General features: G+C 34.1%; 14 protein-coding genes and 7 tRNA genes. 10 read left to right on the top strand and 11 right to left on the bottom strand.

Features of this window, described 5'->3' with window-relative positions:
* Positions 1 to 82 precede the first annotated feature (82 nt).
* From SST111_RS11815 to SST111_RS11780, 8 genes are all read left to right on the top strand, one after another.
* A tRNA-Met gene (locus tag SST111_RS11815) sits at positions 83 to 156 on the top strand.
* Positions 157 to 171: 15 nt separating this feature from the next.
* Positions 172 to 244 (top strand) — tRNA-Phe (locus tag SST111_RS11810).
* Positions 245 to 258: 14 nt separating this feature from the next.
* Positions 259 to 339 (top strand) — tRNA-Tyr (locus SST111_RS11805).
* Between the two features lie 7 nt (positions 340 to 346).
* Positions 347 to 417, top strand: a tRNA-Trp gene (locus SST111_RS11800).
* 7 nt (positions 418 to 424) lie between these two features.
* Positions 425 to 497, top strand: a tRNA-His gene (locus tag SST111_RS11795).
* Between the two features lie 11 nt (positions 498 to 508).
* Positions 509 to 580: transfer RNA gene (locus SST111_RS11790), tRNA-Gln, on the top strand.
* An 11-nt stretch (positions 581 to 591) separates the two neighbouring features.
* Positions 592 to 675, top strand: a tRNA-Leu gene (locus SST111_RS11785).
* A 252-nt stretch (positions 676 to 927) separates the two neighbouring features.
* Positions 928 to 1,542 (top strand): hypothetical protein, encoded by a 615-nt coding sequence (locus tag SST111_RS11780; protein WP_099811578.1) that lies wholly within the window; start codon positions 928 to 930, stop codon positions 1,540 to 1,542.
* Between the two features lie 77 nt (positions 1,543 to 1,619).
* On the opposite strand, the gene SST111_RS11775 is transcribed toward SST111_RS11780, so the two are convergent.
* The 11 genes from SST111_RS11775 to SST111_RS11725 all read right to left on the bottom strand — a co-directional run bounded on the left by SST111_RS11775 (position 1,620) and on the right by SST111_RS11725 (position 9,301).
* Positions 1,620 to 2,171: a hypothetical protein gene (locus tag SST111_RS11775; protein WP_044760341.1), complete on the bottom strand. Its 552-nt coding sequence runs from the start codon at positions 2,169 to 2,171 to the stop codon at positions 1,620 to 1,622.
* A gap of 63 nt (positions 2,172 to 2,234) precedes the next feature.
* Entirely contained in the window at positions 2,235 to 3,368 is a 1,134-nt protein-coding gene (locus tag SST111_RS11770) for a tyrosine-type recombinase/integrase (protein WP_044760339.1), read from the bottom strand.
* A gap of 3 nt (positions 3,369 to 3,371) precedes the next feature.
* Positions 3,372 to 3,578, bottom strand: coding sequence for a DUF3173 domain-containing protein (locus SST111_RS11765; RefSeq protein WP_004195525.1), 207 nt, complete (start codon positions 3,576 to 3,578; stop codon positions 3,372 to 3,374).
* Between the two features lie 13 nt (positions 3,579 to 3,591).
* On the bottom strand, positions 3,592 to 4,374 hold the full coding sequence (locus SST111_RS11760; RefSeq protein ID WP_004195527.1) for a rolling circle replication-associated protein: 783 nt from the start codon (positions 4,372 to 4,374) through the stop codon (positions 3,592 to 3,594).
* Between the two features lie 256 nt (positions 4,375 to 4,630).
* A complete protein-coding gene (locus SST111_RS11755; protein WP_044760337.1) occupies positions 4,631 to 5,392 on the bottom strand; it encodes a metallophosphoesterase in 762 nt (253 codons plus the stop codon).
* 24 nt (positions 5,393 to 5,416) lie between these two features.
* Positions 5,417 to 5,740 (bottom strand): hypothetical protein, encoded by a 324-nt coding sequence (locus SST111_RS11750; protein ID WP_099811575.1) that lies wholly within the window; start codon positions 5,738 to 5,740, stop codon positions 5,417 to 5,419.
* Positions 5,741 to 5,749: 9 nt separating this feature from the next.
* Positions 5,750 to 6,139, bottom strand: a complete 390-nt coding sequence (locus SST111_RS11745; RefSeq protein ID WP_099811573.1) for a hypothetical protein — start codon at positions 6,137 to 6,139, stop codon at positions 5,750 to 5,752.
* A 41-nt stretch (positions 6,140 to 6,180) separates the two neighbouring features.
* A complete protein-coding gene (locus SST111_RS11740) occupies positions 6,181 to 6,495 on the bottom strand; it encodes a hypothetical protein (protein WP_004195544.1) in 315 nt (104 codons plus the stop codon).
* A 90-nt stretch (positions 6,496 to 6,585) separates the two neighbouring features.
* Positions 6,586 to 7,905 (bottom strand): FtsK/SpoIIIE domain-containing protein, encoded by a 1,320-nt coding sequence (locus SST111_RS11735; RefSeq protein ID WP_099811571.1) that lies wholly within the window; start codon positions 7,903 to 7,905, stop codon positions 6,586 to 6,588.
* Between the two features lie 19 nt (positions 7,906 to 7,924).
* Positions 7,925 to 8,683, bottom strand: a complete 759-nt coding sequence (locus SST111_RS11730; RefSeq protein WP_099811569.1) for an endonuclease/exonuclease/phosphatase family protein — start codon at positions 8,681 to 8,683, stop codon at positions 7,925 to 7,927.
* 249 nt (positions 8,684 to 8,932) lie between these two features.
* Positions 8,933 to 9,301, bottom strand: coding sequence for a hypothetical protein (locus tag SST111_RS11725; RefSeq protein WP_044760343.1), 369 nt, complete (start codon positions 9,299 to 9,301; stop codon positions 8,933 to 8,935).
* 212 nt (positions 9,302 to 9,513) lie between these two features.
* Between SST111_RS11725 and SST111_RS11720 the strand changes: the two genes are divergently transcribed.
* Positions 9,514 to 9,792, top strand: coding sequence for a hypothetical protein (locus SST111_RS11720; protein ID WP_099811567.1), 279 nt, complete (start codon positions 9,514 to 9,516; stop codon positions 9,790 to 9,792).
* 335 nt (positions 9,793 to 10,127) lie between these two features.
* The gene (gene tnpA / locus SST111_RS11715; RefSeq protein WP_024378560.1) at positions 10,128 to 10,601 is read left to right on the top strand and encodes an IS200/IS605 family transposase; all 474 of its coding nucleotides are present in this window, start codon (positions 10,128 to 10,130) and stop codon (positions 10,599 to 10,601) included.
* The last annotated feature ends 28 nt before the right edge of the window (positions 10,602 to 10,629 follow it).

Below are 10,629 nucleotides of genomic sequence, written 5' to 3'. Positions count from 1 at the left end.
CGGCTGAAGGGAACGGTCTTGAAAACCGTCAGGCGTGTAAAAGCGTGCGTGGGTTCGAATCCCACATCCTCCTTACTATTATCGCGGGATGGAGCAGCTAGGTAGCTCGTCGGGCTCATAACCCGAAGGTCGTAGGTTCAAATCCTGCTCCCGCAATTTCTTTAAGAATTTGGCTCGGTAGCTCAGTTGGTAGAGCAATGGATTGAAGCTCCATGTGTCGGCGGTTCGATTCCGTCTCGCGCCATTAATTTATATTTCGGAGAGATAGCGAAGAGGCTAAACGCGGCGGACTGTAAATCCGCTCCTTCGGGTTCGGGGGTTCGAATCCCTCTCTCTCCATACCTTTACGGGCATAGTTTAAAGGTAGAACTAAGGTCTCCAAAACCTTCAGTGTGGGTTCAATTCCTACTGCCCGTGTTATATGGCGGGTGTGGTGAAGTGGTTAACACATCAGATTGTGGCTCTGACATTCGGGGGTTCGATTCCCCTCACTCGCCTATTTTAATATTGGGGTATCGCCAAGCGGTAAGGCAAGGGACTTTGACTCCCTCATGCGTTGGTTCGAATCCAGCTACCCCAGTTCAACTATATGCCGGCGTGGCGGAATTGGCAGACGCGCTGGACTCAAAATCCAGTGTCCGCAAGGACGTGCCGGTTCGACCCCGGCCGCCGGTATAGTTATAAAGACAAGGTTTCTAAGCCTTGTCTTTTGTTTTGTGCTTGTAGTTTCTCTTGTTTGAGTTACTAAAAATTACTATTTTTTTTGCATTGGACTTGCAATTTGAGAAATTTAGTGCTACACTATGGGTAGCCAAGAATGAACGAGATACGCTCTTTTTGAGAAAGGAGGTTTCGTAATGAGGAGCGTTCGAGCAAGATTGCATAGAGGTGCAATTGACATATTAGTAATTTTTGGAGGAAAAATTTATGCCACTTAGCCCAATACTTGTTAAAGATATCTGTGATGCTGTTTTGAACGATTGGAGACCAGAGTACGATTTTTTACCAGACCACTTTAGGTTACCACTAACAAAGTCTGACTTTTATAGTACTTCGTTTTATATTTTAAATAATAGAACCATTAGTGATTATATTAAAGAAAAAAATGAGGGGTCAAAATACTACTATGCTACGTTCAAAAGGAGGGCGGAGATTATTATTAGTAACAATATCTCAAACTTGGTTCTTGGCAACGTAGATAATACTACAATATTAAATGCATTGTCACAAGTTAATTCAAAAAATGTCAAGGCAGTAACTGAGTTTTTCATAGATAATGATAAATTTGATATTACATCATGGAGTGATTTTCTGCTTGAACATAATCAAATTTTAGGTATAGAATTTGCTGATGAAATTTTTTTGTTTTCTACCTTGTGCTATATCAGAAATATTATCAGTTTCTATGGATTGCTACCTTTTCAAGTTGAGTTTTCAATAGATGACGACTGTATCTTCTTCTATTGTGTGGATTTCGCTAATAAGAAGTTCACTTACTTTGTTAGTTTAACTAATCCTTTGGCATCACATTTTCTTAAGTAAATTTGAAGAGGTTACGACTAAAAGTCTTAACCTCTTTTTCTGTTTGACAGATTATAATATGTACACCTTGTTAGTTTTTAAAGCTCATGATTGTAGATACCTTCTGCCATGCTATTTAAATATAAGACTTCAAAATATTGCTTATATTTACTCATCGTAAAACCGAATTTATGTACGATAAGGAAGTCATCTAGTAGTTTTCGTTCATTTCTGTAAAATAAATTTCCGTCTTGTATAATTCCAAATTCTTTTTTGTATTTTTCAATTTCGTTTAGGATGTATGTCTCATCTTCTTCAGATAGGTCTTGTTTTAGAAATATTACTACCTCTATATTATGTCTTTCTTTCCATACTTTTGGCTCGAATTCCATACGATTATATTCACCAATTGCAATATTATTAAATTGAAATATTTCAAAATACCTAGTATATCTTGAAACTCTTAGTGCAAAACTCACACTATAAGGGTAATCATCAAATTTCTTTACTTCATTTCTATAATATATATTTCCTTCCTGTATTATGCCGTAACGTTTTTTCAACTTGTTTATTACTTTCTGAATATAAGTTTTATCGTCTTCGTCAAGGTTTTCTTTTATTAGAATTTTAACTTCGAAATTATGTTTCATTGTTTATACCTTTCGTATTATTTAGATTTTGTTGATGTTTCTTTTAGATAGTATATAAAGGTTTTATAGCAGGTCATCAAGCTTATCAGCCAAAGCTTTTTGTTTGCTTGGGTACAAGTGTGAGTATGTATCAATCGTAGTCGTGATAGAAGCGTGTCCTAGCCGTTCTTTTACAACTAGATAATCTTCCCCTTGGTTAATCAGTAGGGAAGCGTGTGAGTGCCTAAAATCGTGTATTCGTATCTTTTTTAGTGTTTCATCGCGTTCAAGGATTTTCTTGTATTGCTTTTCAACAGCATTTTTTGTAATTGTGAGGGGATTACTTTGAAATACTTGAAGTGTCAAACTATCGCTAGTAAATTGCCCTAACAGATATTTTTGTTGCTGTTGCCAATGCTGTAGTTCTTGGCTTAATTTTTTATTTATAATAATCCTCCTAGTTCCTGCTTTAGTCTTTGTTGTGCTAATGTGGCTAATTCCTTTATTGACATAGATAGATTTTGTGATATGAATTGTATTGCTTGAGAAGTCGATGTCTTGCCATGTTAGTGCTAGTGCTTCTCCAAGTCTTAACCCTGTAAAGAACAAAACGGTAAATAGTAGTTTGATATTGTATTCTTCAGGCTCAAACAGCGTTAGAAACTGATGAAATTCTTCAACTGTCCAAAACTGCATTTTTGTTTTTTCAATTGGTAATTTTTTTAGTAGTTTTACAGGATTTGTAGCGTAATAACCTTTTCGCAAGCCTATGTCAAAGATTTTTTTGAGTAGAATCATTATTTTATTGATAGTATTTGTACTTAACGGTTTATTTGAATTTTGAGCTACTTTCTGTTTAAGATGTTCCCTAAACTGATATATGTCCTCATAAGTCAATTTTCCAACATTATCAACCTTTGAAAAATAGTCTTTAATATGTCTGTTGTAGTTATTATCTTGAGTATTGATATAGCTAATCTTGCGACAATTTATGTTATCTTCTTCTTTTAGCAGTTCATAGAGCATAGAAACAGTTATTTTAGCCCCATAGAAGCGTTCTTTTAGCTCTACACTTCTTAGGTAGTGTTCTGCTTCAGTAGCTTCTTTTTTGGTCTTGTAGCCCTTTCTAACTACTCTACGTTGTTTTAGTGTTATTGGGTCAAAGCCATTGCTAATATCAACTATCCAACCGCCGTCTTTATCCTTTCTAATTGCCATACATTACCCCCTAGAAAGAGAGCTATTTTGAACATCAAAACCAAGTAATTCAGTAGCGATAGAAGCAGGGATAGTTCCAATACGCTTATTTTGATATACTTTAAATCCTCTTGCTATTAGAAGCTCTTTCCCCTGTCTGATGATACGTTTAGAAGTTCCTTCAGAGAAACCAAGTGCAACAAGGTCATTTTTATTTACAGTTGCTATCATGTGACTTACTCCTTTAATCATCTAATTTTATTTTTTTATACTTTACAAGATTATCGAAATACTGACCGTCTTTATAAACTTTGCTAGTGTATTCCGTTTCATATAGTACGACTGAACTATCATAGTTGAAAACTTCATAGGTGTAAAACTTATCTTCATCAGGCTTTTTCAAATTACGTGATGATAAATAGGCTTGTTTACCGAAATTTTCCAACAATTCTTGTCCAATTCCTTTTTCAAAATACTTAGTAACATATCGGCCACGATTTTCTTTGCTATCAACATCAACTTTATTTATCCGTACTGCTCCGTGTCCCCAAAGCTCTAATAGTTTCTTATGTGGAATATAGGGAACGCTGAAAAGTAGAATATGAGCATGCCATGCTCCACGTTTTTGCTTTTCTAATACTGCTATATATCTTAATTGGCTTTTCTTGGTTTTAAATATGTGATAGTTAAAGCGTTTGATAAATGTTTTGAGTAAGTCTTTGAATTCGTTTCTCTCGCTGATATTTTCTTTAGTGGTCAAGGTAAGAAAAGAAGTCGTATCATCAAAGTTACAGTCGACTAGTCGGAGTAAGCTCCACTTTGCTTCTAAGCGAGTTTTTTTCATGCGTTCAAGACGTTGTTCTTGTTCTTCTGGTGTTAGTTCGTCAAATGTTCTGCGTTTTGATTTTTCCTTGTTTTCAGTATTAGTATCTGTAATTGATTTTCCTTTTGAAAATATTGGCTTATCATATTCCCAAATTTCAATATAGGAAGAAGTGCGGACTATTTTTTTATTATATGAGGTCATAAAAAATAGTTCCTTTTTGATTGGCTTTCGCCAAAAGATTGTCTATATAATAAATAAACTAGGAGGAGCAAAGCTCCTCCCTACTTCTATCATGTGATCCTAAGCACCGCTCTGCTAAACACGCTTCCAGCTTGCCGACCTCCAGTCGGCAGTTTTGCCTAGGTACATGATTAGAAGTAGTTATGTATTATTGTTTAATGTTTCGGTTAAACTTATTGGACAAAAATCATTTACATCAACCCCTACGGTAACCCTCCTAGTAGTTATATGATTGAGTGACGGTATTATAACAAAGAACGGGTATGATATGACTTTTACCAACACAACCATCAATAAAATAATGACTTTTTTGGTCATAGTAGATTTTTCCAAGATAGCTTGGGTCATTTGCGACCTCTGAAGAAGCAATGTGTCCTGAAATAATATCCTTATAAAAATATCCGATACTTGCTGGAAATTTGTTAGTAAAAATATCAGGATTAGAATACAATTTCCAATTTTCTCCGAACTCTTCATCAACTCCAGCATGGACAAATATTTGATTATCAGTCTCATAAAAACGTTCTGAATTAAAATATTTATTTCTAAACCAATCTACTATTGCAGGATATTCAGAAGTAACACAGTCTCTTATTTTCTTGTTAATTTGAACTAGGCATTCTTCATCAGATATAGAAAAATCTGATACAACTGTATCAACGATATTTTTTCGCTTATTCTGACCAATGAAACTAATTATAGTATCATAGGAAGTGTATTTAGAAGCTCCGTCTTCCTCAAATAGCCACTCAGAAAAATATTCTTCATGATTTCCTAATAAAGTGATAACCTGGTCAGGAAACTTTTTTTCTAGTTCGATGATTTTTGAGATAACTTGAAAAGATTGAGAACCGCCATCTATGTAGTCGCCAAGCAATATAAGTCGATTGTCCGTATCAGATAAATCCACTTTTGACAGGCTTTCAATAAATTCATCATAATGTCCATGAATATCGGACATGGCATAAATTTTAGACATAAAACCTCCTACTGAAATGACTTCTTACTCATTTCTTATCCATTCTTGAGTTTGCATCCACTTTAATATATCTTCAATTTGTTGAGGTTTGAACTTATATCCACCTTCCCAACTTAAATCTTCTTCAGCGATACGATGTAAAGAATGAAGGTCAATTTGGTGTGTGAACCTTATATAATTTGTATTTTCCCAATATTTAAGTGTATCAAACCAAATTCGTTTATTATTTGTATGAGGAGTATCATCAATAAAAAATATCATTACTTCTAATAAATCTTTTATTGCTTGTAATTCTGAATCGGAATATTTTCTAGGAGGATGAGAATAGGGGTTGACATCTTCAATCATTGGTTTCTCCTATCTAGCATTTAATGCGTAGACATAATTTAAGTAATTAGCAAAATCCCCCATTCGTTTTCTATCGTCATGAAACTTATCAAACCAAGTAGTATCTTTGCCATTGATTTGAGCCAAGCCCCTGATAGAAATAAGGTTATCTCTAATTCTGTTATGAATATTTCTTCTTGAATCATCAAGTGCATCTTGCTCTTCTTTTGCAAGTATTCGCCATTTTCCACGCATTTCGGCATACTTTGCGCTATATTCGATTAGTTCTTTCCAATATCCTTGAAATTCAGGATTATGGATGTTTGATGAATTTAAAAGTTCATCTAAAATTATTCCAGCCTGTTCAAAAGTTATGATTCCTTTGTCTTTTAGAAAATCGTTATAAGTAAAAATTTGCATTGTAAAACTCCTTTATATGTTTTTGTTATATTTTAACATAACTATTTTGTTACAGGTAAGACATCAGAGCAAGCAAACCAAAGATTGCCATTGAATTGTCCAACGTTCAAATCTTTAAGCGCAACAGGACAAGTCTTGTTGTTTGCCATTTCTTGAACAGAAGCAGTAGGGGTTAAAGTGTTGACTTTGACTTGAATCATTTCCATAAAGAAATCTGAGGTTTCATCTTGAATTGATACATTGAGCCGTAAAGCTATTGGTTTATTTGTTTCTCTGTCTAAGACCTCAGTATATCCTTTTACGGCAAAGAAGCGATTACCAAGGAGTTCAGGTTTCAAAAAATCATTTAGTTTCATAATAGTTTCCTTTCTTATCATCGCTGAGCGATGAGGAACCGATATTTCTACTGAAAATCTTACGAATTTCAGTAAAAATATCGATTGCAATTAGTTGGTTTCCTCTAAATATAATTGTAGTTCGCTTATAAAATTAAATTGTTTGGTATCTAAGTAGGGGCTTTCCCAGTATTGAGCGTTTTCCCTACCTGACCCCTGCATATAAAGATAGCCAGCTCCCTTTACTTCAATAGGTTTCAAATTGTCAGGAGTAGCAGAGCCAAAGACCATTCTATAACCTTCATTAGAATTGGCACCAAGAGCGATTCTCAATCCCAAGTTATCTCTAAGGTCAGTATTTAAGGTTTCGGCTCTCATTTGTTGGGCTGCTACAAGGATAAATATACCTGATTGCCTTCCGAGTAAAATAATTTGTTTAATTCCGTCCATAACTTCGGCAATAATTTCTCTTGATTTTTTATCTGTCCCTGACGCTTGAAATGCCCCCATTTCATCAAAAATCAGCCATAGAGGTTTAAAGCCATGGTCTGCAAAGTTTGAGCCGTATAGAAAGTTATCACGCATAGATTGATATCGTTCCTGCATTTCTTCGACTACTAAACGGACAATACGAGCGATATTATTAGGAGTGGTTGCTACATATTTTTCTCCAAAGTAGTGTGACAAGCTACCTAGGTCAGAATTTTTAGGGTCTGCTATGTAGATAGTTGACTGTCGTTTGAGAAGTTCTAAAATCAAGAAAGTAATAAAAACTGACTTTCCACTTCCTGTACCTCCTGAAACCAAAATGTGAGGGCATTTTACAGGGTCATAGATTATTCCGTATCCTAAATCAATATTATGGTTGTTAATCAGTTGTTTTTGACTGTGAGATTGTAAAGTTAATCTTTCTGGTTTTTTGTAGTAAAAGTGGTACTCTACAAAACTAGGACGGATAATTTTCTCGTCTAATTCAAGTTCGAGAACTCCAGCAAGGACATCATCAAGTGACTGTACTTTTTTGCTAAATTCATCGCCTGTAATCAGAGCTTTGATAAGTACGTGACCCTTTTGCCTATCTAGCTCATATTCTAAGGTTGCACTTCTAATAATTTTTTCATGCCCTGTACTATCTTTTTGAGCAGTATAAAGTCGGTTAGTATATAGCACATACAATAAACTTTCTCTAATTATTAAATAAAAATCTAGGTTATATCTGAAAGATTTTAATTCAAGGTGGATTTTATATATAACAAAACCACTTAGTAAGAAGAATGGGATTTGAAGAAAAGCAGGTGCCCTAATATTTACGATAATAGTAAATAGAGTACAGACCGTCAGTCCTAGTATCAACCAATGGACTACTCTTAATCGGCGACTTGAAATAATGTAATTTCTTGTTAAATCTGCTATATGTTTCAGTCTAATCATAAAATCACCTCTCTAACTATTAAAGTGAGATAGTTGCTGATAAAATCGCATGGTCTGGGTAGCCTACTTGGCTTTTATAATCAGGATTTTTTATGAATTTCCAGGAATAAGTTTCATTTGATATAGGAACATTAGCAAAAATATGGTCTAATTTACAATACTTCCAAGAATTTACATCTGATGGAGTATATGCAGTTAAACCTGATTCACTCATTTCTTTGACAAGTAATGGATAAGAGTAAAATTCCCTAGCTTTTCCTTGGTAGGAATAAACATCATCGGTTTGTTTGAAGAAGCCATTATTAAAGTCGCCTAGAACTATTGTGTTGTCTTGCCTTAAGGGTAAATTTGCAATTAGATTATCTAACTGTATTTTGCGTTCTTTAAAATCTTTAATAACATCTTTTCCACCAATTTTTATACGAGTACCGATAATATTTAACTCTTTACCAAATATATTGACTGTAACTCGCAAAAAATTTGGATTACTATCATCATTATCAATGGTAGTGAATTTACTATCAGAAATTAAAGAACTTTTAATAGCTATTAGAATTTCATTTCCAAAATCAAGAGTACAGTCATCTACAAAAATTTCATAGCCAATATCTTGTAATCTGGTACAGAATAAATTATGTTTTTCAGTCTTTACATACTCTGTTAGACATATAATATCTGTGTCTAATTGTTTAAGTTCAGTTACAACCATATCAGGAATTTGTTCTCCAATCCCTGAGCGTTGGTTGATATTCCAAGTGGAAATCGTAAGTTGTGTCATAATAATAAACCTTTCTATTAGTAAATCAGCAAGAGGGGGAAATCTCCTCCTAGTCGTTTAGTCCGTCAAAAATTTCTCCTTGTTCGTCCTCATCATAATAGCTTTCCAATTCTTCGTAGAAGTAATCTAAAGTTTCTTGGTCAATTTCAAACATGAACCCACCTCGTTCTAATAAAATTAAAGCCAAAACAATTGTTCATTTTTGACTACCTATTGATTTAAAATTATAATAGATGAAATAAACATCTATTATAAATAAATATCTGTGCCTTGCTTTTCTAGTTTGTAAGCTTTCAAAATCATTCGAATAATAAATGAACGGTAGACGGTTCTTTTCATTTTTAACACTTTATTGAAATGGTCTCTGATTTCATACATTATATTGATTGTTTCTTCGGTTAAATTAAGAGTTGTAGGATTGACAGAAGTATAATCCGCTAAAATATCATCAAATTCAGGTTCATTTTGAACAAACTTCCAATTTACTTTTTGAAAATTTTGTTTAAAATGTTCAAAAATCTCATCCAGAATTACTCCAGAGGTTTTTTCTTCCCCTTGCTTTAGATATTCTAATTTTAATTCCTCCAAAACGATACGACCTTCTTTAGATAATCTCATTTGAATCCTCATTAAGAATCCCTCTTTCTAAAAAGTTTTTAATGCGTTGAGCATTGACTACCCATAGTATAGCACTAAATTTTTCATATGGCAAGCAAAAAATAAAAAATATTAAGTTAAAGATAGCCCTTAGTATGTGATTGATAATTATTTACAGGGAGGTTATAATAAATTCAACACATAGTAAAATAATAATTGGAAAGTGAGACCAAATGGGATATTGGGATGATGTAATTCAATGGGTTGAGGAATGGAGACCTGTTAATTATTCAGTTACGGAACAGGAAGATTTTGAAACAGTAAAACAAAGAGCGATTAGAGATTTTCAACATTATCTAAAATTACTTGATGAAGGCACTGAAGAAGGTCGCCAAGAAGTTATAAGGTCATTTACATTTAGCAAATTCTATGGAGAAAAGCTGAGTTACGATGAAGAACTTCACAAACTAAGCAAAGAGATAAGAGGACGATTGAAGCAATCTAGTTCCTAAAAAGTTACTAAAAATAAAAAATTCCACCGTTTTTGCGATAGAAGTAGTTGCTTATAATACTGATTTTACTGGGTTTTCATTCTCACAAACCCTCAAGAGCCAAACTCAAAATCCAGTGTCCGCAAGGACGTGCCGGTTCGACCCCGGCCGCCGGTATAGTTTAAAAGACAAGGTTTCTAAGCCTTGTCTTTTGTTTTATGGCTTCGAGCCAGTTTTTCTCGTAGAGAAAAACAAGAAAACCACCAGCTATGCTGGTGGCTGCCAAGGCTTTGAGCTTCCATTTCTTTTTCCTGTTATAATCAAATTGTTCAGGTTAGATAAAGGAGGAAAAAGAAATGGCTAAAACCAGTTACAGTTTATCACATACCAAATGGATGTGCAAATATCACATAGTTTTCACACCTAAGTACCGAAGAAAATCCATTTACTACAAAATTAGACAGGACTTAATTGATATTTTCCGTCATCTATGTCAATACAAAGGCGTGGAAATCATTGAGGGACACATGATGCCAGACCATGTTCATATGCTTGTCTTGATACCCCCAAAACTTTCGATTTCCGATTTTATGGGATATTTGAAAAGTAAAAGTGCTCTAATGATATTTGATAAACACGCTAATTTGAAATATAAGTATGGAAATCGAAAGTTTTGGGCTAGAGGCTACTATGTTAGTACCGTTGGACTGAATGAAAAGACAGTTGCGAAATATATTCGCGAGCAGGAGAAAAATGACATTGCACTTGATAAATTGAGTGTCAAAGAGTATGAAGATCCATTTTCAGATGGTAGTTTTAGAACGAGATAAAAGCCCGTTGTTACGGGCATTAGTCAAG

This window comes from Streptococcus suis YS161 (assembly GCF_002760245.1).
GTDB classification, from domain to species: Bacteria; Bacillota; Bacilli; order Lactobacillales; family Streptococcaceae; genus Streptococcus; species Streptococcus suis_I.
The sequence above is the reverse complement of the archived record's forward strand: the minus strand, read 5'-3'. Positions and strand labels throughout refer to the sequence as shown.